At 69.5% G+C, this 23,799-nt stretch carries 24 protein-coding genes; 17 read left to right on the top strand and 7 right to left on the bottom strand.

The genetic code is table 11. The annotated features are described in order from the left end of the window. Window positions 1-161 precede the first annotated feature (161 nt). The gene (locus ACQZ13_RS22050; protein ID WP_431048090.1) at window positions 162-1,124 is read left to right on the top strand and encodes a carbohydrate kinase family protein; all 963 of its coding nucleotides are present in this window, start codon (window positions 162-164) and stop codon (window positions 1,122-1,124) included. A 57-nt stretch (window positions 1,125-1,181) separates the two neighbouring features. On the opposite strand, the gene ACQZ13_RS22045 is transcribed toward ACQZ13_RS22050, so the two are convergent. The 3 genes from ACQZ13_RS22045 to ACQZ13_RS22035 form a co-directional block, all read right to left on the bottom strand. Next, window positions 1,182-2,384 (bottom strand): multidrug effflux MFS transporter, encoded by a 1,203-nt coding sequence (locus tag ACQZ13_RS22045; protein ID WP_431048089.1) that lies wholly within the window; start codon window positions 2,382-2,384, stop codon window positions 1,182-1,184. Between the two features lie 167 nt (window positions 2,385-2,551). After that, window positions 2,552-3,442 carry a hypothetical protein gene (locus ACQZ13_RS22040; protein WP_431048088.1) on the bottom strand — a complete coding sequence of 297 codons (891 nt, stop codon included), beginning with the start codon at window positions 3,440-3,442 and terminating at the stop codon, window positions 2,552-2,554. A gap of 124 nt (window positions 3,443-3,566) precedes the next feature. Further along, window positions 3,567-4,178 carry a phenylacetic acid degradation protein PaaY gene (locus ACQZ13_RS22035; RefSeq protein ID WP_431048087.1) on the bottom strand — a complete coding sequence of 204 codons (612 nt, stop codon included), beginning with the start codon at window positions 4,176-4,178 and terminating at the stop codon, window positions 3,567-3,569. Window positions 4,179-4,329: 151 nt separating this feature from the next. Here ACQZ13_RS22035 and ACQZ13_RS22030 point away from each other — a divergent pair, with 151 nt between their 5' ends. The 11 genes from ACQZ13_RS22030 to paaZ all read left to right on the top strand — a co-directional run bounded on the left by ACQZ13_RS22030 (window position 4,330) and on the right by paaZ (window position 14,964). Further along, window positions 4,330-5,202: an enoyl-CoA hydratase-related protein gene (locus ACQZ13_RS22030; protein WP_431048086.1), complete on the top strand. Its 873-nt coding sequence runs from the start codon at window positions 4,330-4,332 to the stop codon at window positions 5,200-5,202. Next, a complete protein-coding gene (gene paaI, locus ACQZ13_RS22025) occupies window positions 5,202-5,669 on the top strand; it encodes a hydroxyphenylacetyl-CoA thioesterase PaaI (protein ID WP_431048085.1) in 468 nt (155 codons plus the stop codon). Before ACQZ13_RS22030 ends, paaI begins: the two co-directional genes overlap by 1 nt. A gap of 58 nt (window positions 5,670-5,727) precedes the next feature. After that, window positions 5,728-7,038 (top strand): phenylacetate--CoA ligase PaaK, encoded by a 1,311-nt coding sequence (paaK, locus tag ACQZ13_RS22020; protein WP_431048084.1) that lies wholly within the window; start codon window positions 5,728-5,730, stop codon window positions 7,036-7,038. An 11-nt stretch (window positions 7,039-7,049) separates the two neighbouring features. Continuing rightward, window positions 7,050-8,051, top strand: coding sequence for a 1,2-phenylacetyl-CoA epoxidase subunit PaaA (paaA, locus tag ACQZ13_RS22015; RefSeq protein WP_067269204.1), 1,002 nt, complete (start codon window positions 7,050-7,052; stop codon window positions 8,049-8,051). Between the two features lie 61 nt (window positions 8,052-8,112). Next, window positions 8,113-8,418 carry a 1,2-phenylacetyl-CoA epoxidase subunit PaaB gene (paaB, locus tag ACQZ13_RS22010; RefSeq protein ID WP_088408956.1) on the top strand — a complete coding sequence of 102 codons (306 nt, stop codon included), beginning with the start codon at window positions 8,113-8,115 and terminating at the stop codon, window positions 8,416-8,418. 10 nt (window positions 8,419-8,428) lie between these two features. Continuing rightward, on the top strand, window positions 8,429-9,202 hold the full coding sequence (paaC, locus tag ACQZ13_RS22005; protein WP_431048083.1) for a 1,2-phenylacetyl-CoA epoxidase subunit PaaC: 774 nt from the start codon (window positions 8,429-8,431) through the stop codon (window positions 9,200-9,202). Beyond that, entirely contained in the window at window positions 9,199-9,801 is a 603-nt protein-coding gene (gene paaD, locus ACQZ13_RS22000) for a 1,2-phenylacetyl-CoA epoxidase subunit PaaD (protein WP_431048082.1), read from the top strand. Before paaC ends, paaD begins: the two co-directional genes overlap by 4 nt. 9 nt (window positions 9,802-9,810) lie before the next feature. Further along, on the top strand, window positions 9,811-10,890 hold the full coding sequence (gene paaE, locus ACQZ13_RS21995; RefSeq protein WP_431048081.1) for a 1,2-phenylacetyl-CoA epoxidase subunit PaaE: 1,080 nt from the start codon (window positions 9,811-9,813) through the stop codon (window positions 10,888-10,890). Window positions 10,891-10,911: 21 nt separating this feature from the next. Continuing rightward, window positions 10,912-11,574 carry a TetR/AcrR family transcriptional regulator gene (locus ACQZ13_RS21990; protein ID WP_431048080.1) on the top strand — a complete coding sequence of 221 codons (663 nt, stop codon included), beginning with the start codon at window positions 10,912-10,914 and terminating at the stop codon, window positions 11,572-11,574. 144 nt (window positions 11,575-11,718) lie between these two features. Beyond that, window positions 11,719-12,846, top strand: a complete 1,128-nt coding sequence (locus ACQZ13_RS21985) for an ABC transporter substrate-binding protein (protein WP_431053334.1) — start codon at window positions 11,719-11,721, stop codon at window positions 12,844-12,846. A gap of 69 nt (window positions 12,847-12,915) precedes the next feature. Beyond that, on the top strand, window positions 12,916-14,964 hold the full coding sequence (paaZ, locus tag ACQZ13_RS21980) for a phenylacetic acid degradation bifunctional protein PaaZ (RefSeq protein ID WP_431048079.1): 2,049 nt from the start codon (window positions 12,916-12,918) through the stop codon (window positions 14,962-14,964). Between the two features lie 248 nt (window positions 14,965-15,212). On the opposite strand, the gene ACQZ13_RS21975 is transcribed toward paaZ, so the two are convergent. After that, on the bottom strand, window positions 15,213-16,124 hold the full coding sequence (locus ACQZ13_RS21975; RefSeq protein ID WP_431048078.1) for a LysR family transcriptional regulator: 912 nt from the start codon (window positions 16,122-16,124) through the stop codon (window positions 15,213-15,215). 127 nt (window positions 16,125-16,251) lie between these two features. Between ACQZ13_RS21975 and ACQZ13_RS21970 the strand changes: the two genes are divergently transcribed. The 5 genes from ACQZ13_RS21970 (at window position 16,252) to nadB (ending at window position 20,937) form a co-directional block, all read left to right on the top strand. Continuing rightward, entirely contained in the window at window positions 16,252-17,670 is a 1,419-nt protein-coding gene (locus ACQZ13_RS21970; protein ID WP_431048077.1) for an aldehyde dehydrogenase family protein, read from the top strand. Window positions 17,671-17,770: 100 nt separating this feature from the next. Further along, window positions 17,771-17,938, top strand: coding sequence for a hypothetical protein (locus tag ACQZ13_RS21965; RefSeq protein ID WP_377156579.1), 168 nt, complete (start codon window positions 17,771-17,773; stop codon window positions 17,936-17,938). A gap of 133 nt (window positions 17,939-18,071) precedes the next feature. Next, window positions 18,072-18,446, top strand: coding sequence for a response regulator (locus ACQZ13_RS21960; RefSeq protein ID WP_088408962.1), 375 nt, complete (start codon window positions 18,072-18,074; stop codon window positions 18,444-18,446). 56 nt (window positions 18,447-18,502) lie between these two features. Further along, a complete protein-coding gene (locus tag ACQZ13_RS21955) occupies window positions 18,503-19,276 on the top strand; it encodes a YkgJ family cysteine cluster protein (protein WP_431048076.1) in 774 nt (257 codons plus the stop codon). Between the two features lie 47 nt (window positions 19,277-19,323). Next, on the top strand, window positions 19,324-20,937 hold the full coding sequence (gene nadB, locus ACQZ13_RS21950) for an L-aspartate oxidase (protein ID WP_431048075.1): 1,614 nt from the start codon (window positions 19,324-19,326) through the stop codon (window positions 20,935-20,937). A gap of 115 nt (window positions 20,938-21,052) precedes the next feature. Here nadB and ACQZ13_RS21945 read toward each other — a convergent pair whose 3' ends face one another. The 3 genes from ACQZ13_RS21945 to ACQZ13_RS21935 form a co-directional block, all read right to left on the bottom strand. Further along, a complete protein-coding gene (locus ACQZ13_RS21945) occupies window positions 21,053-21,340 on the bottom strand; it encodes a late competence development ComFB family protein (RefSeq protein WP_067269232.1) in 288 nt (95 codons plus the stop codon). Between the two features lie 463 nt (window positions 21,341-21,803). Next, complete coding sequence (nadA, locus tag ACQZ13_RS21940; protein WP_431048074.1) at window positions 21,804-22,916, bottom strand: quinolinate synthase NadA; 1,113 nt, start codon at window positions 22,914-22,916, stop codon at window positions 21,804-21,806. 12 nt (window positions 22,917-22,928) lie between these two features. Next, window positions 22,929-23,774, bottom strand: coding sequence for an AraC family transcriptional regulator (locus tag ACQZ13_RS21935; protein ID WP_431048073.1), 846 nt, complete (start codon window positions 23,772-23,774; stop codon window positions 22,929-22,931). Window positions 23,775-23,799 lie beyond the last annotated feature (25 nt).

The following is a 23,799-nucleotide window of genomic DNA, read 5'->3' as shown; positions in this document are numbered from 1 at the left end:
GTGCCGCCGCCGGCCCGCCCGCGCCCGCGCAAGCCCTTCCCGGAGCAACTGTGCTCCTGCGACAGGGGTGGCGTTGTGCGCTTCGGCACCGAATCCCGCCCCTCGTCACCCTGTAGGACTTGTCACTTGCACGACAGGGCCGGCGGCGTTCGAATCGCGGCATGAGCTTGACCCCCACGACCGTGGTCCATGCGGACCTGGCAAGCTTCGTCTCCTTCGGCGAAGCCCTCACCGACATGATCCGCGTCGGCCCCGACGACTGGCGCAGCCGAAGCGGCGGCTCGCCCTGGAACGTGGCCATCGCGATGTCGCGTCTGGGCCAGCTCAGCGCCTTCGCCGGCGGCATCGGCAAGGACCCGTTCGGCCAGGCGATCTGGCAGGCCAGCGCCGACGCCAGCCTGGACCTGCGCTTCCTCCAGCAGTTCGCCAAGTCGCCGCTGGTGGCCTACGTCCACCAGCTCGATCCGCCCGAATATGCCTTCGTCGGCGACGACAGCGCGGACCTGCACTTCCGCCCCCACGCGCTGCCCGCCGGCTGGCGCCGCGCGCTGCGCTGGGCCCACTTCGGCTCGATCAGCCTGACGCGCGAACCGCTCGCCGCCCGCCTGATCGCGCTGGCGGAGTCCCTCAAGGACGAGGGCGTGCGCATCAGCTACGACCCCAACTACCGCATGTCCATGGACTCGCGCTACGACCGCACGCTGGAACGCATGTGCCGGCTGGCGGATGTCATCAAGGTCTCCGATGAAGACCTCCGCGGCCTGTTCCGCAGCCGCGATCACCATCTCGGACTGGCGCAGATCTCGGCCTGGAATCCGCGTGCGATCGTGATGCTGACGCTCGGCGAACGCGGCGCGCAGCTGTTCCATCCGAAGGCGGACCTGAGCGCCGCACCGCCGCCGCTGGAGCACGTCGTCGACACCATAGGCGCCGGCGACGCCGCAATGGCCGGGCTGCTCTACAGCCTGATGAACGGCGGCACGCAGGATCCCGAGGACCACCTGCGCTGGGCCGTGGCCGCCGGGGCAGCTTCGTGCGCTGGAGCCGGCGTGGACGGCTTGTCGGCCGGACTCGTCACCTCGCTCATCGACCAGGTGCAGGTCCGACGCGCCGAGATGGCGTAGCGATCGGGGCCGCAGCGCGGGCGCGGACGCGCGCGCATGCCGATCCCTTGGCCCGCTTCATGACCTCGAACGATCGCGCCCCGCGATCCAGAACCCGAACTGCCCCACCAGTCCCGCGCCGCTGAGCGTCAGCGCCGCCGCCAGCGCCGGATCGCCGCCCAGGCCGACCAGCGACGAGCACACCGCCCCCACCGCCATCTGCATGCAGCCGTAAAGGCCCGAGGCCGAGCCCGTGACCGTCGGATCGACGCTGATCGCCTGCGTCAGCGCGGCCGGCGACGACAGCCCCGCGCCGAGCGTGAACAGGAACATCGTGCCCACCGTCCCGGCGACGGTGAGCCGGTCCAGCAGCACGAGCGCGAGCAGCCCGAGCGCCGCGGCCACGCTGACCGCGTTCGCGCCTATCAGCAGCGGCCGCAGCGGGAAGCGCCGCAACAACCGCGTCGCCAGCATGCTGCCCAGCCAGATGCCCGACACCAGCATCGCCAGGCACCAGCCGACCTCGTGCGCCGGACGGTGCAGCCGGTCGACGAAGATGAAGGGCGCGGCGGCGATGAAGGCGTACATCGCCGTCGTCGCGCAGCCGCCGCCCACGCTGTAGCCGAGGAAGGCCGGCGAGCGCAGCAGGCCGGCGTAGGCGCGCGCGAGGCTGCGCAGGTCCTGCGCCTGCGCATGGCGTCCGGTCTCCGGCAGCTGGCGCCAGGCCACCAGCATGGCCGCCACGCCCAGCACGGTGAGCGCGATCAGGATGCTGCGCCAGCCGAGCGTCGGCGCCATGGCCGCGCCGATGATGGGCGCGATGCCCGGTGCGATCGTCACGATCAGGTTGACCGAGGCCATGCGGCTGGCCGCGTCCGCGGTCGTGGAGGTGTCGCGCACGATCGCCCGCGCCAGCACCATGCCCGAGCAGCCGCCCAGCGCCTGCAGCAGCCGCGCGGCGATCAGCATCCCGGCGGTCGGCGCCAGCGACGCGGCCAGCCCCGCCACCGTGTAGAGCCCGAGTCCGGCCAGCAGCACGGGCCGGCGACCGTATCGATCCGCGAGCGGGCCGTAGACGAGTTGACCCGCCGCGAGTCCCGCGATGTAGAGGCTGATGCTGAGCTGCAGCGCATGCGGACTCGCACCGAGATCGGCCGCCGCCAGCGGCAGCGCCGGCACGAAGACGTGCATCGCCAGCGTGCTGCAGACGATGAACAGGGCCGGCAGCCACAGCGGCACCTCCGGGCGGGGCAGAGGCAGCGGAGCGGCGGCGGACGTCATGACGACCGATTCTTCCAGCCGGGCGCCTGCCGCGGGGTACCAGCGAGGTACGCCGCGTGCGAGCGACGATCGCGTACTGCGTGCGCGGGCGCGGGGCGGCTTGAAGACCGCTGCCTGCGGGGCCGGCCTGGCGGGATTCCCACCACCCGCCGCCGGTGGGCTGCTTGTCAGGCCACTTCGCGGGTCGGCGACTGATCTGTGCTCAACGCCAGCCTGAAGGCTTGCGCCATGGCGTCCAGCGCGGCCCGGCGCTGCAACTGTCGATGGATCGCGATCTCGTCCTCCCGCCCTGAGCGCGACGCTTTCTGCGCGGCGTCGATCAGCGCCTGATGCACCGCCGACCGTGCCTTGGCCCAGGGGCCGCGGCGCGAGTCCAGGCGCGACCTCAGTCGCTTGAGTTCGCTGTCGGGCGAAGAGGCCAGGCAGGTCGTGAGGTAGGCCGCCAGGGTCCGTTGCACGAAGTCCCGCTCATCGGCGGAATCGCCTCGATGGTCGCGGGCGATCCGGAAGTCCAGTCGCATCTTGGCGATCGACGGGAGCAGCGACTCGTGAAGTTCGAGAACACCGTCGACCGCATCCCCCCGGCGCCATTGCCGCCACAGTTCCAGCAGGCTGTTCGGTTTGCCGTGGGCCCAGACCAGCTTGCGCAAGGCCACGGTGATGCTGCGCGCTTCCGGCTGGCCGCTGCCCCACAGCGGATCCCGCTTGAGCTGGGAGGGCTCCGGCGCAGAGACGGCGGGCGCGACCGGCCGCCGCACGGCCGGCGCGGGCGCCGGCAGCTCGGGCGCGAAGTCGCTGTCGACCGGAAACTCCATGGGCGCGGTGGGCAGGTCGTCCAGCGGGCCGACGGGGCCGCCTTCCAGCCTCGAAGAGATGTAGACCACTTCGCCGCGATCGAGCCGGGAGGCGAAGCGCGCGCGATGGAGGGTCGTCGACAGCGCGCTCCTGGCCCTGTCGATGGAGTCGGGCGGCGGCGCGCGTTTCGGCGCATCGCGTCGCGTGGCGTCCGATGGCGCGGCGCCTGGCGCAAGGCTTGGCAGGCGGGTGGTCTGATGCACGGGAGAACTCCGCGATTGAGGGAGTTCGATGGTCCTGGTTTGTCCGTCTGTCGACCATGGCGAGGATCGACGGACATGCAGGCGGGCGACTGGCTTCAAGCCATCAGCCGATGCCTTCCACGTGTCAGGCCTCGCCGCCGCGCTTCGTCGCCACCAGCGTCTTCGGCCCACCGACCTGCAGGCGAGGGCGGTCCGCTTCCTCCGCGGTCAGCGGCTGCACCTCGACCAGGCTCGCATGGCAGCGCTTCGCCAGGTCCCGGTAGGTCTCGGTGCCGACGCGCTTCCAGCGGATCTCATCGTCGGTGAGCGGGCGCATCACCTTCGCGGGCAGGCCCGCGATGAGCGACTTCTCCGGCAGCTTCAGTCCCGCACGCACGAACGCGCAGGCGGCGACGATGCTGTACGCGCCGACCTCCGCCTCGTCCATCACCACCGCGTTCATGCCGACCAGCGCGTCGTGCCGCACCACGCAGCCGTGCAGCACCGCGCCATGCCCGATGTGCCCGTTGGTCTCCACCACCGTGTCCGAATCCGGGAACCCATGGATCACGCAGGTGTCCTGCACGTTGGATCCGTCCATCAGCCGGATGCGGCCGAAGTCCCCCCGCAGCGAGGCGCACGGCCCCACATAACAACCCGGACCCACGATCACGTCCCCGATCAGCACCGCCGTCGGGTGGACGTAGGCGCTCGGATGGACGACCGGCGAAAGACCGTCGATGGCGTAGCAGGGCATGGAATGCGCTCCTCTTAGGTGGTAACCCTAGGTTTCCGACCTTGTCTTGCGATGCGATGGCTCGTAGTATCTACCGACCGGTCGGTAAATAGAAGCCGACCCACAAAAGCTGAAAAAGCTGAATCCATCGACGGCCGAGGAGACAAGCCGAATGAGCACCGCCACCACGATCCCATCCACCGCTGCCGAAGACAGTCCGCTGCTGATCAGCACCGAGGGCGCCGTCCGCGTCCTCACGCTGAACCGGCCGCAGGCGCTGAACGCGTTCACCACCGGCCTGCTCGGCCAGTTGCGTGTCGCGCTCGACGAGGCGGCGCACGACGGGGCCGTGCGCGCGGTGCTCATCACCGGCTCCGGGCGCGCGTTCTGCGCGGGCCAGGACCTGTCGGATCCCCACATCAAGCCGGAGTTCGACGAGCACGCGGATCCGGCGGCGTCTGCCGACGTCCACAAGAAGCCCAAGGCCAAGGACATCGGCAACCTGCTCGACCACTACTACATCCCGCTGGCGCTGCGCCTGCGCAGCATGCCGGTGCCCACCGTCTGCGCGGTCAACGGCGTGGCCGCCGGCGCGGGCGCGAACTTCGCGCTCGGCTGCGACCTCGTGCTGGCGGGCCAGTCGGCCTCCTTCATCCAGGCCTTCTCCAAGATCGGGCTGGTGCCCGACTGCGGCGGCACCTGGCTGCTGACGCGCCTGGTGGGCCGCGCCCGCGCGATGCAGCTGGCGCTGCTCGGCGACAAGCTGCCCGCCGCGGAGGCGCAGTCCTGGGGCCTGATCGCCCGCTGCGTCGCCGACGCCGAGCTGCAGAGCGAAGCCATGGCCACCGCGCAGAAGCTCGCGAAGATGCCGACCCGGGCGCTGGTGCAGACGCGCGAGGCGCTCGACGCCTCGATGGACCTGGAGTTCGAGGACGCCCTCAAGCTCGAGGCCCGGCTGCAGAGCCAGCTCGGCTACGCGCACGACTACCTCGAAGGCGCCGCCGCCTTCCTGACCAAGCGCGCCCCGACCTTCAAGGACCGCTGATGAGCGCGCCCCTGGATCCCCGCGCGGACGCGCAACGCGTGGCCGAAGCGGTCCGCGACACCATGTTCGCCAACGACCGCGCCTCGAAGGGCCTGGGCATGCGCATCGAGGCCATCGGCCCCGGCACCGCGACGCTGTCGATGGCGGTGCGCGAGGACATGCTCAACGGCTTCGACATCTGCCACGGCGGCTTCGTCACGACCCTGGCCGATTCCTGCTTTGCCTTCGCGTGCAACTCGCACAACGAGGTGACGGTGGCCTCGGGCTTCGCGATCGACATCGTCGCGCCGTCCCGTTTGGGCGACGTGCTGACGGCGAGCGCCGTCGAGACCGCGCTGGCCGGCCGCACCGGCGTCTACGACATCCGCATCACCAATCAACGCGACGAACTGATCGCGGTCTTCCGGGGCCGTTCCTATCGCATCAAGGGCAAGCCCGTGGTGCCGGAACTGGCGGCCGCGCGCTGAAGCGCCGGCGCCCCGGAACGAGCAGACAGCTCAGAAGACAGGTCAGGAGACAGACCCCATGACGGTGAAGACCTTCCAGCCCGAGCACCTCGAGCCGATCGAGCGCGCCAGCCAGGACGAGCTGCGCGCGCTGCAGCTGCAGCGCCTGAAGTGGTCGCTCAAGCACGCCTACGAGAACGTGCCGCACTACAAGGCCGCGTTCGATGCGAAGGGCGTGCATCCGGACGATCTGAAGGACCTGAGCGATCTGCGCCTGTTCCCGTTCACGACCAAGAAGGACCTGCGCGACAACTACCCGTTCGGCCTGTTCGCCGTGCCGCGCGAGCAGGTGGTGCGGGTGCACGCGTCGTCCGGCACGACCGGCAAGCCGACCGTCGTCGGCTACACGCAGCAGGACATCGACACCTGGGCCGACCTGGTCGCGCGCTCGCTGCGCGCCGCCGGCACGCGCAAGGGCGACATCGTCCATATCGCCTACGGCTACGGTCTGTTCACCGGCGGCCTGGGCGCGCATTACGGCGCCGAGCGGCTGGGCTGCACCGTCATCCCGATGTCGGGCGGGCAGACCGAGAAGCAGGTCCAGCTGATCCAGGACTTCAAGCCCGACGTCATCATGGTCACGCCGAGCTACATGCAGGTGATCGTCGAGGAGTTCGTGCGCCAGGGCCTGGACCCGCGCGCGTCCTCGCTCAAGACCGGGGTGTTCGGCGCCGAGCCCTGGACCGAGGCGATGCGCCGCGAGATCGAGCACAAGGCCGGCATCGACGCGGTCGACATCTACGGCCTGTCCGAAGTGATGGGGCCGGGTGTTGCCAGCGAATGCATCGAGACCAAGGATGGTCCGGTGATCTGGGAAGACCACTTCTATCCCGAGATCATCGACCCCGAGACCGGCGAGGTCCTGCCCGAAGGCTCGGAAGGGGAGCTGGTGTTCACCTCGCTGAGCAAGGAGGCGCTGCCGGTGATCCGCTATCGCACGCGCGACCTGACGCGCCTGCTGCCGCCCACCGCGCGCAGCATGCGCCGCATGGGCAAGATCGTCGGCCGCAGCGACGACATGCTGATCATCCGCGGCGTCAACCTGTTCCCGACGCAGATCGAGGAACTGGTGCTCGCCGAGCCCGGCCTGTCGGGCCAGTACCAGATCGTCGTCAGCCGCGACGGTCACCTCGACGAGGTCGAGGTGCGCTGCGAGCTGTCCGCCGCAGGCGGCGGCGACGCGCAGGCGATGTCGAAGTCGCTGCAGCACCGCATCAAGACGCTGATCGGCGTGTCGACCCGGGTGACCGTCGGCGCGCCGGATTCCATTGAACGGACGCTGGTCGGCAAGGCCCGCCGCGTCGTGGACCAACGTCCGAAGAATTCGTAAGGAGCGCATCCATGTACACGCAAGCCATGAGCGTCGGTCCGCAGGACCAGGCGACCAAGCTGCAGACCGCCGAGGAGCAGCAGCGCAACGAGGCCTTCGAGGCCCGCATCGACGCGGGCGACTTCATCGAGGCCAAGGACTGGATGCCGGAGCACTACCGCAAGACGCTGGTGCGCCAGATCAGCCAGCACGCGCATTCGGAGATCGTGGGCATGCTGCCCGAAGGCAACTGGATCACGCGCGCGCCCACGCTCAAGCGCAAGGCGATCCTGCTGGCCAAGGTGCAGGACGAGGGCGGCCACGGGCTCTACCTGTACTCCGCCGCCGAGACGCTCGGCACCAGCCGCGACCAGATGCTGGACGCGCTGCACACGGGCAAGGCCAAGTACAGCTCGATCTTCAACTACCCGACGCTGACCTGGGCCGACATCGGCGTGGTCGGCTGGCTGGTGGACGGCGCGGCGATCATGAACCAGGTGCCGCTGTGCCGCTGCTCCTACGGCCCGTACGCCCGCGCGATGATCCGCATCTGCCGCGAGGAATCCTTCCATCAGCGCCAGGGCTACGAGAGCCTGCTCGTGATGATGCGCGAGGGCACGGACGCGCAGAAGGCGATGGTCCAGGACGCGGTGAACCGCTGGTGGTGGCCGTCGCTGATGATGTTCGGACCGGCGGACAAGGATTCGCCGAACTCCGAGCAGTCGATGCGCTGGGGCATCAAGCGCCTGACCAACGACGAGCTGCGTCAGAAGTTCGTCGACGCGACCGTGCCGCAGGCCGAGCTGCTCGGCATCACGCTGCCCGATCCCGACCTGAAGTGGAACGCCGAACGCGACCACCACGACTTCGGCGCGATCGACTGGGCCGAGTTCTGGCGCGTCGTCGGCGGCAACGGCCCCTGCAACACCGAACGCCTGGGCACCCGCGTGAAGGCCTGGGACGACGGCGCCTGGGTCCGCGACGCCGCGCTCGCCCACGCGAAGAAGCGCGCCACCGAAGCCAAGGCGGCTTGATCCCGACGATCACCGATCGCGATCGCCGTCTCCGCCACGAACCGTTCAGAGCACTCGAATCATGAGCATCAACCAAACGACCGGCGCCAACGAATGGCCCCTGTGGGAAGTCTTCGTCCGCAACAAGGCGGGCCTGGACCACAAGCATTGCGGCAGCCTGCACGCGCCCGATTCGAAGATGGCGCTGCAGATGGCCCGCGACGTCTACACCCGCCGCCAGGAAGGCGTAAGCATCTGGGTCGTGCCGTCGTCGGCGATCGTCGCGTCGGACCCGGGCGAGAAGTCGATGTACTTCGACCCGATGGAGGACAAGGTGTATCGCCACCCGACCTTCTATGACCTGCCCGAGTCGCTCGATCACATGTGAGGACCGGACGATGAACGCTTCCGTCCAACCCGGCCAGCGCGCCGACGTCCAGTACCTGCTGCGCCTCGGCGACGCGTGCCTGGTGCTGTCGCACCGCATCTCCGAATGGATCGGCCACGCGCCCATCCTGGAAGAGGAACTCGCGCTGGGCAACATCGCGCTGGACCTGCTGGGCCAGTCGCGCGCGCTGCTGACGCGCGCCGGCCAGCTCAACGAGCAGCCGCTCGACGAGGACCAGCTCGCCTACCTGCGTGAGGAACGCCACTACCTCAACCCCGTGATGATGGAGCTGCCGCGCGGCGACTTCGCCTTCACGCAGGCCCGCAACCTGATCGCCGCCTGCTGGCTGATGCCGATGTGGACGCGACTGCAGGCGTCCACCGACGCCGAGGTCGCCGCCATCGCCGCCAAGGCGGTGAAGGAAGTCCGTTATCACCAGCAGCACGCGGCCGAGTGGGTCGTGCGCCTGGGCGACGGCACGGAGGAATCGGCCCAGCGGATGAAGGCCGCGCTCGCGCAGCTGTGGCCCTACGTCAACGAGCTGTTCGCGTCCGACGAGATCGACGCCGCCGCCGAGGCCAGCGGCCTGGGACCGGCCTGGTCGTCGCTGAAGTCCGACTGGGACGCGGCGATGGACGAGGTCCTGGCCGAAGCGCAGCTCGCCCGGCCGAAGGACACGCCGCACGTCTACACCGGCGTGCGCGGCGTCCACAGCGAACACATGGGCCACATGCTGGCGACCCTGCAATCGCTGCAGCGCAGCTACCCCGGCGGGGTGTGGTGAACGGCATCGAGATGAACACGCCGACACCGTCGCATCTCGATTGGCTGTCGTCCTTGACGCCGGTCGGACCGCGTGCGTCGACGTCCGACGTCGGCGCCACGGACCTCGGCTGCGGACGCCTGTCCGCCGCGTGGGAGGTGCTGTCGCAGGTGCTCGATCCCGAGGTGCCGGCGGTGTCGCTGGTGGAGCTCGGCATCGTGCGCGATCTGGTCGAGACCGCCGACGGCGTCGAGGTCGTGCTGACGCCGACCTACTCCGGCTGCCCGGCGACCGAGGCGATCGAGCAGAGCGTCCGCGACGCGCTGTCGCGCTTCGGCACCGTGACCGTGACGATGCGACGCGCGCCGGCCTGGACCACCGACTGGATCACCGACGAGGGCCGCGAGAAGCTGCGCCGCTACGGCATCGCGCCGCCGGGACCGGTGGACGCGGGGCAGGGCGTGCCCATCCGCATCGTCCGCCGACGCGACGCCATCGCCTGCCCGCGCTGCGGCAGCACGCACACCGAGCAGTTGTCGGCCTTCGGCTCGACCGCGTGCAAGTCGCTGTACCGCTGCGTCGCCTGCCGCGAGCCCTTTGAACATTTCAAGCCGATCTGAGCCATCGCCATGAGCCTGCACTTCCACCCGCTGCGCCTGAGCGCCAAGCACCAGGACACCGACGACGCCGTCGTGCTGTGCTTCGACGTGCCCGAGGCGTTGCGCGAGACCTTCCGCTTCACGCAAGGCCAGTACCTGACGCTGCGCGGTGACGTCGACGGCCAGGACCTGCGCCGTTCGTATTCCATCTGCGCGGGCGTCGACGACGGCGAGCTGCGCGTCGGCGTGCGCCAGGTCGACGGCGGGGCCTTCTCCACCTGGGTCCACCGGCACCTGAAGGCCGGCGACGAGGTCCAGGTCTTCCCGCCGCAGGGCCGCTTCCACGTGCCGCTGGAGCCCGCGACGGGCCGGCACTTCGTCGGCATCGCCGCGGGATCGGGCATCACGCCCATCCTGTCGATCATGAAGAGCGTGCTCGCCCGCGAGCCGATGAGCCGTTTCACGCTGATCTACGGCAACCGTCGTCCGGCGACGACGATGTTCAAGGAAGAGCTCGAGGACCTGAAGAACCGCTACATGACGCGGCTGACGCTGCATCACGTGTTCTCGCGCGAGCATGTCGACTCGCCGCTGATGGCGGGCCGGCTGGACCAGGCCAAGCTGAGCGATTTCCTCAGCGGCCCCGTGCCGGCGGCCGGCATCGACCAGGTCTTCGTCTGCGGCCCGTTCGAGATGAACGAGCAGGCGGAAGCCGCGCTGCGCGCGGCCGGCGTGCCCGAGGAACGCATCCACATCGAGCGCTTCGGCACGCCGGAGATGCAGACGGGCCGCCCGGCGCCGCACGAGGTCCACGAAGAGGACGCGGAGGCCGCCAAGGTCGTCGTGATCCGCGACGGCGTCTCGCGCGAGATCGAGTTCCGCAAGAGCGATCCCAGCCTGCTGGACGCCGCGGCGCGGGCCGGCATGGACGTCCCGTTCTCCTGCAAATCCGGCGTGTGTTCCACCTGCCGCTGCAAGTTGATCGAAGGCGAGGTCCGGATGGATAAGAATTTCGCCCTTGAGAAGCACGAAGTGGCGGCGGGATTCATCCTGAGTTGTCAGGCGCATGCCCTGACCCCGCGCGTCGTGATCTCGTTCGACGAACGCTGATTCACAAGGAAAAGACATTTCATGGCCCGAGGTCGAGCTCCCGGATTCGATGCCACCCGCGAGGAGATCCTCGCGCAGGCCGCCCGACTTTTCGCCAACCAGGGTTACCCCGCGACCTCGATGAACCAGGTCGCCGAGGCCTGCGCGGTCAGCAAGCCCACGCTGTACCACTACGTCCGCGACAAGCATGAGCTGCTCGCGCAGATCTGCCAGAACCACCTGCAGCACCTGGTCGACCTGGTCGACGAGGTCACGGCGCAGCAGCTGCCGCCGCCGGAGCATCTGCGCGGGCTGATCCACCGCTTCGTGCGGGCCTACGGCGAGGCGCAGAACGAGCACCGCGTGCTGACCGAGGACCTGAAGTTCCTCGACGACGAGCATCGCGAGCGCATGGTCGCGGTCGAGCGCCAGGTCGTGGGCCGCTTCGCCGACGCGGTGGCCGCGGTGCGGCCGGAGCTGCGCGGCGCGCATCTGCACAAGCCGCTGACCATGCTGCTGTTCGGCATGATCAACTGGACCTTCACCTGGCTGCGGCCCGACGGCGCACTGACCTACGAGGCGGTCGCGCCCATGGTGGCGGACCTGTTCTTCGGCGGACTCGGCGCGGTGCGGACCGAACTCACCGATCCTTCGGCGCGCCACGAGCGCAACGAACTCGACCCGGCGGCGCCGCAAGTCTCATGAAGGCTTGGCGGAGGACCATCGCTCCCGACATGCATTCCGTGCAGTCATCGCAGTAGCAGTACCTCATTGACCTTGCGTTCCTGAAAAACATATTCCGAAGGAGACGACATGAAACGCATCGAGAAGACCCTGTCGGCCGTGGCCATGACGGGGGCCGCGCTGATGGGCGCGGGCGGCAGCGCGTGGGCGGACATCAACGTCGGCGTGACCGTGTCGGCCACGGGGCCGGCGGCGTCGCTGGGCATCCCGGAGAAGAACACCTTCTCGCTGATGCCCAAGACCATCGCCGGACAGAAGGTCAACTACATCATCCTGGACGACGCGTCGGACACGACCACCGCCGTCGCCAACACGCGCAAGCTGATCACCGAGCACAAGGTCGACGTGGTCGTCGGCTCCACGGTCACGCCGAACTCGCTGGCGATGATCGACGCGGTGTCGGAGGCGCAGGTGCCGATGATCTCGATGGCGGCCTCGGCCCGCATCGTCGAACCGATGGACGCCAAGAAGAAGTGGGTCTTCAAGACGCCGCAGAACGACATCATGATGGCGCTGGCCATCGCCGGTCACATGCAGGCGCAGGGTGTGAAGACGGTGGCCTACATCGGCTTCGCGGACGCCTACGGCGAAGGCTGGTACGGCGAGTTCAACAAGGTCGCCGCCAGCAAGGGCCTGAGCATCGTCGCCAACGAGCGCTACAACCGCACCGACACCTCGGTGACCGGCCAGGTGCTGAAGATCATGGCGGCCAAGCCCGACGCGGTGCTGGTCGGCGGCAGCGGCACGCCGGCGGCGCTGCCGCAGAAGACGCTCAAGGAGCGCGGCTACCAGGGCAAGTACTACCAGACCCACGGCGTGGCCAACAACGACTTCCTGCGCGTCGGCGGCAAGGACGTCGAGGGCACCTTCCTGCCCTCGGGCCCGGTGCTGGTCGTGGATCAGCTGCCCGCGGACCATCCGGCCAAGAGGAGCGCCAAGACCTACGTGACGGCCTATGAGGGCGCGTACGGCAAGGGCAGCGTGTCGACCTTCGGCGGTCACGCCTGGGACGCAGGCCTGCTGTTGCAGGCCGCGATTCCGGAGGCCATCAAGAAGGCCCAGCCGGGCACGCCGCAGTTCCGCGCGGCGCTGCGCGATGCGCTCGAAGGCGTGAAGGAACTGCCGGCCGCGCATGGTGTCTTCACGATGTCGCCCAATGACCATCTGGGTCTGGACCAACGTGCCCGCGTGATGGTGAAGATCGAAAACGGGACCTGGAAGTACCAGCCCTGATACGTTGACCTGAGGGCGGGACGCACAACGTCCCGCCCTCGTTCGTTTCTGACGTTCGAAAGAGTTGCCATGAGCGCTACCCCCGTCCTCCAAAGCCTGATCGCCGGTCGCTGGATCGGCTCGACCGCCGCGCGCGGCCTGCACAGCGCCGTCAACGGACGGTTGGTGACGCAGACCCATGCCGAGGAGATCGACTTCGGCGAGAGCCTGCATTTCGCGCGCACGAAGACGCTGCCCGCGCTGCTGGCGCTCGATTTCCAGCAGCGCGCCGCGATCCTGAAGGCGATCGCGACCTATCTGCAGGAACACAAGGAATCGCTCTACGCGATCTCCGCGCACACCGGCGCGACGCGGCCCGATTCGTGGATCGACATCGAAGGCGGCTTCGGCACGCTCTTCGCCTACGCGTCCATGGGCCGCCGCGAACTGCCGTCGAGCAACATCGTCCATGAAGGTCCGGCGCAGGCGCTGGGCAAGCTCGGGCAGTTCATGGGCACCCACGTGCTGGTGCCCAAGCGCGGCGTCGCCGTGCACATCAACGCGTTCAATTTCCCGATGTGGGGGATGCTGGAGAAGTTCGCGCCCAGCTTCCTCGCCGGCATGCCCTGCATCGTCAAGCCGGCCACGGCGACCAGCTACGTCGCCGAGGCCTGCGTCCGCCTGATCGAGCAGTCCGGCCTGCTGCCGGCCGGCGCGTTGCAGCTGATCATCGGCGGTTCCGGCGATCTGCTCGACCGACTGGAGGAGACGGACGTCGTCACCTTCACGGGCTCGGCGGACACGGCAGCGCAATTGCGCGTGAATCCGAATCTCATCCGCCGCTCGGTGCCGTTCAACGCGGAGGCGGACAGCCTCAACTGCGCGATCCTGGCGCCGGACGTCGTGCCTGGCGATCCCGAATTCGATCTCTTCGTCAAGGAAGTGATGCGGGAGATGAGCGCCAAGGCCGGCCAGAAGTGCACGGCTATCCGCCGCGCGATCGTGCCGGCGGCGCAGATCGACGCGGTGGCCGCGGCGCTGCGCGAGCGGCTCGCGAAGATCAGGATCGGCGATCCGTCCGTCGAAGGCGTGCGCATGGGCGCGCTGTCGTCCAAGGCGCAGCAGGCCGACGTGGCCGAGCGCCTGGCGCAGCTCGCGCAGGGCAACGAGATCGTCTACGGCGAGCGTGACGGCTTCGCACCGGTGGGCGAGGGCGTGGGCGACGGCGCCTTCTTCGCGCCGACGCTGCTGCTGTGCCGCGACGCGATGACCAACGAGGCGGTGCACAACGTCGAGGCCTTCGGTCCGGTGTCGACGCTGATGAGCTACGGTGACTTCGACGAAGCGCTGGCGCTCGCCGCCAAGGGGCGCGGCAGCCTGGTGGGCTCGGTGGTCACGAAGACGCCGGCGCTGGCCGCGCAGGCCGTCTATCACGCGGCGGCCTTCCACGGCCGGCTGCTGGTGCTGGACCGCGACGCGGCGGGCGAATCGACGGGACACGGCTCCCCGCTGCCGATGCTCAAGCACGGCGGTCCGGGCCGCGCGGGCGGCGGCGAGGAGCTCGGCGGCATCCGCGCCGTCAAGCACTACCTGCAGCGCTGCGCGGTGCAGGCCTCGCCGACGATGCTCACGGCCATCACCGGCGAGTACGTGCGCGGCGGCAAGGTCACCGAGGATGCCATCCATCCGTTCCGCAAGCACTTCGAGGAGATCCAGGTCGGCGACTCGCTGCTGACGCATCGCCGCACCGTGTCCGAGGCGGACATCGTCAACTTCGGCGGCATCAGCGGCGACTACTTCTACATGCACTTCGACGAGGTCGCGGCCAAGGACACGCAATTCGGCCAGCGCATCGCGCACGGCTACTTCGTGCTGTCGGCGGCGGCGGGGCTGTTCGTGTCGCCGGCGCCGGGGCCGGTCCTTGCCAACTACGGGCTGGACACGCTGCGCTTCGTGAATCCCGTGGCCATCGGCGACACCATCCAGGCGCGGCTCACCTGCAAGCGCCGCATCGACCGCGGCAATCGCCCGGACCAGCCGCCGCAAGGGGTGGTCGCCTGGGACGTGCAGGTCACCAACCAGCGCGGCGAGCTCGTGGCGAGCTACGACATCCTGACGTTGGTGGCGAAGAAGGGCTGAGACCGGCGTCGGCGGACACCGTCGCCTCCGCCTTCTGCAGCTGGCGGGCTTCAGTACTGCCACCGCCGCTGGCCCTCACCCCCGCCCTCTCCCGCAAGCGGGAGAGGGAGTCCGACCGGCCCTGGTCGTAACGCCTGCTCCTCTTGCTCCCTCTCCCGCTTGCGGGAGAGGGCAGGGGTGAGGGGCGCGCGCAGCGCGCGGGGTCCAAGCAGTCATGCGGCGCTTCTTGCTCCCTCTCTCCGCAGGCTTCAGCGATTGATCTCGTGGATGAGGTCGATCAGCGCGCGCAGCGTTGCCGGGATGTGGCGGTGGCCTGAGTAGTACAGGCAGAGCGCCGCCAGCGGCGCGGCCCAGTCGTCCAGCACGCGGCGGAGTCGACCGCTGGCGAGGTCTTCAGCGACGTACCACTCGGCGATCTGCGCAAGTCCCAGTCCCGCGCGCGCCGCTTCCAGCATCAGCAGCGGCGAGTCCAGCACCATCGGGCCGGGCACGTCGAGCGCTTCGCGCGTCGCCGCCGCCTTGCCGCGCTTCGCCTGCGCGAACTCCCAGGGCGACGGCAGGCCGCTCGGCATCCGCGCGCGGATACACGCATGGCGGGCGAGGTCGGCGGGCGTCGACGGCGTGCCGTGGCGCTCGAAGTAATCGGGCGAAGCGACCACCGCCATCCGCAGCGGCAGGCCGATCGGCACGCGGATCATGTCGCGCGGCACCTGCGGCGCGAGTCGCAGCCCGGCGTCGAAGCCTTCAGCGACGATGTCGACCAGCCGGCCCTCGGTGACGACGTCGAGCGTGACGTCGGGGTACCGGCGCAGGAACTCCGCCAGGACCGGCCGGAACACCATCTGCGCCGCGCCCAGCGAGCTGTTGAGGCGCAAGGTGCCGGCAGGCGCGCCCGCGCGGTCGTCCGCCGCCGCGACGGCCTCCTGGATCTGCGCGACCGCCGGTCCGACCCGCTCGACGAATCGACGTCCCGCCTCCGTGAGCGACACGCTGCGCGTCGTGCGGTGGAAGAGCCGCACGCCCATGCGCGCCTCCAGGCCCGCGACCGCATTGCTGACGGCGGAGGTCGACATCTCGAGCTCCGTCGCCGCCGGTCGGAAACCCTGCCGGCGCGCGACGGCGAGCACGACCTCGAATTCGGTCAGGCTGTCTTTCTGCATGAGGCATTGTTCCTGGAACTGGGACGATGCGTCCAGCATTGACTGGCTTATCGAAACGGCTCTGGATTTCTACAGTCGTTCCATCGAGTCGCGGCATCCGCCGAGACCGACGCCGAAAGGACGGGTCATGCGGACCTTCGACCAGAACTACATCGATGGCGCCTTCGTGCCGGTGACGGGCGAGGAGCTCGTCGATATCGTGGATCCCGCCACCGAAGAGGTGGTCGGCCAGGCCCGGCTCGCGAATCGCGACGATGCCCGGCGCGCGGTCGAGGCCGCGATGCACGCCCAGCCGGCGTTCGGAGGGAGCGTCGTCGCGGAACGGATCGGGTTGCTGGAGCGTCTCCGGGCATCGATGCTGGCGCACGCCGACGAGATCCTCGAGGCGACGATCACCGAATACGGCGGCCTCGTCGCCCGCGCGCAATGGGTCGCGAACTACGCCTCGCAGTGTTTCGGCGATGCGGCGCGGGTGTTGTCGACCTACGCCTTCGAACGGCCCGTCGGCGGCTCGACGGTCGTGATGGCGCCGGTCGGCGTGTCGGCGCTCTTCGCGCCGTGGAACAGCACCGCCGGCACGATGGCGAGCAAGCTCGCGTCGGCGATCGCCGCCGGCTGTGCCACGGTGATCAAGCCCAGCGAGCTGAGTCCGTGGCAGGCGCACGTCGTGGCCCGCGCGATTCATGAAGCGGGGCTGCCACCCGGCGTCGTCAACATCGTGACCGGTCGCGGCCTGGACGTCGGCGCCGAGATCGGCACCCATCCCGGCGTGACCAAGCTGTCGTTCACCGGATCGACGCCGACCGGCAAGCTGATCGCGCGCGGCGCCGTCGACACGATGAAGCGCGTGAGCCTGGCGCTGACCGGCAAGTCGGCGTCGCTGCTGCTGAACGATGCGGACCTGAACGCAGCGATTCCGCTCGCGCTGGGCGCGGCCTTCATGAACAGCGGGCAGGCCTGCGTGGCGGGGACGCGCCTGCTGGTGCCGCGAGCGCGGACGGCGGAGGTGGTCGAGCGGATCCGCTCCGCCGTCGCCGCGCTGCGCGTCGGCGATCCGCGCGATCCGGCGACGACGATCGGTCCCATGGTCAGCCGCGCGCAGTACGAGCGCGTCCAGCACTTCATCCGCCGCGGCATCGACCAGGGCGCGACGCTGATCGCCGGCGGGGAAGGGCGTCCCGATGGACTCGATCGCGGCTGGTTCGTCCGTCCCACCGTCTTCGCCGACGTCCGCAACGACATGGACATCGCCCGCGAGGAGATCTTCGGCCCGGTGCTGTCCGTCCTGCCGGTGGACTCGGAGGACGAGGCCATCGCGGTCGCCAACGACTCGCCGTACGGGCTCCAGGCCTACGTGTTCTCGACCGACGCGGACCGTGCGCGACGCGTGGCCGCGCGACTGCAGGCGGGGACGGTGCTGATCAACCGCGTCGCGCCGGATCTGTTGGCGCCGTTCGGCGGCGTCAAGCAATCGGGCGTGGGTCGCGAGTTCGGCGTGAGGGGCATGGAGGCCTTCCTCGAACCGAAGACGATCAGCGCCGCCTGAGATCGGCAAAGCCGAATCGCCGGCAAGGAAGTTCGACCTTGAGCGGAGTGCGCGGGCCGCCCACACTGCGGCCTTCCCTCCACCCGACTTCCGAACGACCTTGGACTTCCTCACCACCCCCGTCATCGCCGGTCTGCTCTTCACCGGCACGCTGGCCCTCGTCGCGCTGATGGCCTGGAAAGGCGGCAGCGAGCGCCGCGACGTCACCTTCCTCGCCTCGGCGGCCGGCCTGGGCGGCGTGTGCACGGCGATCGCCGCCGTGGTCTGAATCCGGCGCGCACAGCGCACGCCGCAGGCGCCCGATTTACGCTCCGTTGCGAAGTCGACGTCCCTGACGGCTGCGCGTGATTCGGCGCCGCGCCAGAATGCGGCGAACGATTCAGTGAGAGGAAGGGGAGGGCATGCGCGTCTTGCTCGTCGAGGATTCCGAGTTTGTTCGCGAGCAGTTCCTGCGATTGTTCGAGGGACTCGATTTCGTGGAAGTGGTGGGTTACGCGGACAGCGAGGAAGACGCGGTCCAGGCGATCTCGGTGCTCAAGCCCGAGGTCGTGCTGCTCGACCTGAACCTGCAGGTCGGCTCCGGCATGCACGTGCTGCGACGCGCCCGGGCGGGCGGCTACACCGGCAAGCTGTGGGTGCTCAGCAGCCGCGATCCCGACTTCTACCGCTCGCTGTGCGAGAAGCACGGCGCCGACGGCTTCTACGACAAGGCCCATGAGCAGCTGCAGCTGCTCGACGACCTGCGCGTGCTGGCGGGCGAGAAGCCGCTGTTCTAGTCCCGCCGGGCTTGTCAGAATCCGGCGATCGTCGACTTCGAAAGGCGGGCGCCGGCATGACCCGACCCCCCATCCGGTTCCACTGCGTCGGTTGCGGCGAATGCTGCCGGGGCCGGCACGGCTTCATGACCCTGACGCTGGCCGAGACCGCAGCCTGGTTGCGCCGCGGCCATCGCGTGGCCGTGCTGCTGGAAGCCTTTCCGGTCGACGGCGAGCAGTCGGGGTTTCACGGCCTTCAACTGCCGGTCGACTACGGCGTCGAGCTGCGCTCGGGCGCGATGTCCATGCGCGTGGCCCCCGTCTTCGGGGCCGACCTGCAGGCCGGCTGCCCGAACCTGGCCGACGACAACGCCTGCCGGATCTACGACGGACGCCCCGCGGTCTGCCGTCTCTATCCCGCGCCGACGCACCCGCTGAGCGTGTTCCGCACGGATACCCGGGCCTGTCCGCCCGAGGCCTGGCAGTCGCCCGCCGGTGTGATCCTGGTGGAGGAGGACGGCCGGATGCCGCAGGACGTCCAGGCGAGGGTCCGGAGCTTCCAGGGCGAACTCGGCCGCGAAGCCGCGGCCAAGGTCGCGATCTGCGAGGCCCTCGGCGTCCACCTCGCGGGATGGCGGGGCAACGGCATCGTCATCCACACGCCGGCGGTGCAGGACTTCCTGGCGGCGATCGAGCGAAGCGCCTTGCAGGTCGAAGGAGCGGCGGCCACGTCGAACTCCTGGACCCTGCGCGTCGCCGGGAGCGCGCTCGCCGCCGAATTGCTCGACGCGAACGCTGCGCTCTTCGCCGGAGAAGGCAGCGGCGAGCATGTGTTCGTCCCGGTTGCTTAGAATCCCCGACTCCCTAGCGATGACGCCCCGATGACCGGGCGATGACGATGACAGCAGCTGTTCGGACCGACGCCGCGCTGGCGCCGGTGGTGATCGTGGGTGCCGGCCTGGCCGGATTGACCGTGGCGCTTCACCTCGCCGACCGCGTGCCGGTGATCGTGCTGGCCAAGCGCGAGCTCAACGAGGCCGCCACGGCCTGGGCCCAGGGCGGGATCGTCGGGGTGCTCGGCTCGGACGACAGCATCGAGAGCCACGTCCGCGACACGCAGGAGGCCGGCGCCGGCCTCGTCGACGAAGCCACCGCGCGCTTCATCGCCGAACGCAGCGCCGACGCCGTCGGCTGGCTGGTGGAGCAGGGCGTGCCGTTCACGCTCGACGAACAGGGACCGCTCGGGCTGCACCTGACCCGCGAGGGCGGCCACGCGGTGCGCCGCATTGCCCACGCCGCCGACGCGACCGGCAAGGCCATCCACGACGCGCTGCTGGCCAAGGCGCACGCGCATCCCAACATCCAGCTGCGCCAGCGCTGGATGGCGCTGGACCTGATCACCTCGCGCCATGTGCAGCGGGAGGAACCGTCGCGCTGCTACGGCATCTACGCGCTGGACATGGACGCCCAGCGCGTCGACGCGATCGCGGCGCGGGCCGTCGTGATGGCCACCGGCGGCGCCGGCAAGGTCTACCGCTACACGACCAATCCGGACACCTCCACCGGCGACGGCATCGCCATGGCGTGGCGCGCAGGCTGCCGCATCGCCAACATGGAGTTCATCCAGTTCCACCCGACCTGCCTGTACCACCCGCAGGAACGCAGCTTCCTGATCACGGAGGCGCTGCGCGGCGAGGGCGGTCACCTGAAGCTGCCGGACGGCACGCGCTTCATGGCGGCGCACGATGAGCGGCTCGAACTCGCGCCGCGCGACGTGGTCGCCCGGGCCATCGACTTCGAGATGAAAAAGCACGGCCTCGACCACGTGTGGCTGGACGCCACGCACCTGGGCGAAGCCTTCCTGAAGGAACACTTCCCGACGGTGCACGCGCGTTGCCTCGCGCTGGGCATCGACATCGCGCGCCAGCCGATCCCGGTCGTGCCGGCCGTGCACTTCACCTGCGGCGGCGTGGTGTCGGACCTGCAGGGCCGCGCCGATCTGCCGGGACTCTACGCGGTCGGCGAAACCGCCCACACCGGGCTGCACGGCGCCAACCGGCTGGCGAGCAACTCGCTGCTGGAATGCGTGGTGCTCGGCCGCGGCTGCGCGTCGGACATCCTCGCGCAGGAAGTGCTCCCGCCCGCACCGCTGCCGGCCTGGGACGAAAGCCAGGTCGAGGACGCGGACGAGCAGGTGGTCATCGCCCACAACTGGGACGAGTTGCGCCTGCTGATGTGGAACTACGTCGGGATCGTGCGTACCACCAAGCGGCTGGAACGCGCCCTGCACCGCATCGACCTGCTGCGCGCGGAGATCGACGACTACTACGCCAACTTCCGCGTCAGCCGCGATCTGCTGGAGTTGCGCAACCTGGTCGATTGCGCGGAACTGATCGTGAGATCGGCGCTGCTGCGGCATGAAAGCCGCGGGCTGCACTACAGCCGCGACTACCCGCGCACGCTGCCGGCAAGTCTGCCCACGGTGCTGGTGCGGAACGGGAATACGCGCTGACTTCCAAGAGGCCTGCCGTCGCCAAGCGCGGGCTCTCCACGGGGCATGGGGCCTCGCGTCCGCGAACCCCAAGCCCCATTCCGGCCCCAGTGAGCCCTTTGGACTGCGCCTTCGGTTATCGCTGTTTCGTGCGAAGCACGCTGCGCGCTTGCACGAAGTTGTAGGCGTAGCTGACCGCTTCCTTGATCGCGGCGTCGACGTCCAGCCGCTCCTGCTCGGTCAGGTAGAACGAGTAGTCGACGGCATGACGGATGTAGCGCGGCGGGAGCCGGTTCAGCGCGACGCAGGCGACGTCGGCCAGCAGCTCTGCCTCGCGATGGATCTCGGGGAACTGCGGCGCGGTCTCCATCACCGCGGCAAACACTTCGCGTTCGTGATGGTTGTAGAGCGAGGTGAAGTCCATGAGCGGGTCCTGCAACGGGCAGCTGGAATGGCCACAGCATAGGCCGACGCTCACACAAATGGAAAGCCCCGCGGACACTCGTTCGCGCGGGGCGTACTGCCACGGCCGCTGGCCCTCACCCCCACCCTCTCCCGCAAGCGGGAGAGGGAGCGAGAATGCACCGAGCCATTCGTGGCAGGAGCACTGGGGTGGCCCCCTCTCCCGCAAGCGGGAGAGGGAGCGAGAATGCACCGAGCCATTCGTGGCAGGAGCACTGGGGTGGCCCCCTCTCCCGCAAGCGGGAGAGGGAGCGAGAATGCACCGAGCCATTCGTGGCAGGAGCACTGGGGTGGCCCCCTCTCCCGCACTGCGGGAGAGGGAGCGAGAATGCACCGAGCCATTCGTGGCAGGAGCACTGGGGTGGCCCCCTCTCCCGCACTGCGGGAGAGGGTGGGGGTGAGGGCCAGCGGCCGTCGAAGTGCGGTCAGGCCGCGCCGATGCCCGGCACCATCGCGCCCGCTTCCGCGGCCTTCTTCGCCTTGAGCTTGGCGGTGAAGTCCAGCATGCGGTCAATGCACGACTTCGCTTCGACCCGGATCGCCTCCTCGACGAAGATCTCGCCGGTGCCGCGTTCCAGGCAGTCGACCAGCCCCTGCAGGCCGTTCATCGCCATCCACGGGCAGTGCGCGCAGCTCTTGCAGGTCGCGCTGTTGCCCGCCGTCGGCGCCTCGATCAGCACCTTGCCCGGCGCCATCTGCCGCATCGCATGCAGGATGCCGTTGTCGGTGGCGACCACGTACTCGCGCGCCTTGCCTTCGACCACGGCCTTGATCAGCGCCGAGGTCGAGCCCACCACGTCCGCCTGCGCGACGACCGAGGCCGGCGACTCCGGGTGGACGAGGATCATCGCGTCCGGATGCTGCTCGCGCAGCAGCTCCAGCTCCAGGCCCTTGAACTCGTCATGGACGATGCAGGCGCCGTTCCACATCAGCATGTCGGCGCCGGTCTGCTCCTGGATGTAGCGGCCCAGGTGGCGGTCGGGGGCCCACAGGATCTTCTCGCCGCGGGCCTTGAGCTCGCTGACGATCTCCAGCGCGCAGGAACTGGTGACCATCCAGTCCGCACGCGCCTTCACTGCGGCGCTCGTGTTGGCGTACACGACGACGGTGCGGTCCGGATGCGCGTCGCAGAACGCGGCGAAGTCGTCGGCCGGGCAGCCCAGGTCCAGCGAGCAGGTCGCGTCCAGGTCGGGCATCAGCACGCGTTTCTCGGGGCTGAGGATCTTGGCGCTTTCGCCCATGAACTTCACCCCGGCGACGACCAGCGTCTGCGCCGCGTGGTCACGCCCGAAGCGCGCCATTTCCAGCGAGTCGGAAACGATGCCGCCGCTTTCCTGCGCGAGGTCCTGCAGGTCGCCGTCGACGTAGTAATGGGCGACGAGCACCGCCCCCTTGGCCTTGAGCAGTTCGGCGGCACGCGCCTTGAGTTGCGAGCGCTGGCTGGGCGTCAACGGTGCCGGCACCTTGGCCCACGCATGGGCGGTGCAGGTGGCGCCGTCCGCATCCTGGCGGGCGAAGTCGTAGAGAACCTGTTCCATAGGGTCGGAATTCTAGGTCTGGCCGAAAAACCGGCTCGGCGGCATGCCGACTGTCCGGGTGACCATCGCGGTGAAGGCGCTGGCGCTGGCATAACCGAGCTCCGCGGCGATGACCTGCATCGGCTTGCGGTGCGCGGCCAGCCGCAACGCCTCGGCCAGCAGCGCCTGCTGGCGCCACTGGGCGTAGCTGCTGCCCAGTTCCTGGCGGAACAGCCGCGAGACGGTGCGCGCGCTCGCGCCCACTTCCGCCGCCCAGTCGTCCAGGCTGGCATGGCGCATGGGCTCGGCGAGCACGGCCTCGCAGAGCCGGCGCAGGCGCTTGTCGGTCGGCAGCGCGACGCCGAGCTGCAGGCGCGGCGCGCGGCGGATCTCGTCGAGGATGAGCTTGCCGATCCAGCCTTCGCGGTCGGCCACGGCGTCGCCAGGTTCGATCTCGTCGCGCGCGAGCTGCACGGCCAGCTCGCGCAGCAGCGGGGAAACCTCGAGGACCCGGTTCTCCGCCCAGACCTCGCCGTCGTCGGGCGGCTCCAGCAGATAGAGCGTGCGCAGCTCGCAGCGCTCGACGGCGGTCACCGCGTGGACCACGCCAGCGGGGATCCAGACGCCGCGTGAGGGCGGGACCAGGAAAGTGGCGCGGTCGGTGCTCACGCGCACGACACCGGTCACCGAAAACACGAACTGACCCCAGGTGTGGAGGTGCGCCTGGATGTCCATGAATCCGTCCAGGCTGCGCGACTTGGCGCGCACCGGGCGTTCGGCGCTGGGTGCGTAGCGGCGCGGATCCAGCGGCGGCAGGCTGGTGCGGCGCGTGAGGGTCGGCGTCGGGTGGGGTGTCAGGTGCTGGGCGGGGAGGTTCATGGCGGAAACTCGACAGAACTTGTCT

The organism is Roseateles sp. L2-2, from assembly GCF_050613215.1.
Taxonomy (GTDB): Bacteria; Pseudomonadota; Gammaproteobacteria; order Burkholderiales; family Burkholderiaceae_C; genus Roseateles; species Roseateles noduli.
The sequence above is the reverse complement of the archived record's forward strand: the minus strand, read 5'-3'. Positions and strand labels throughout refer to the sequence as shown.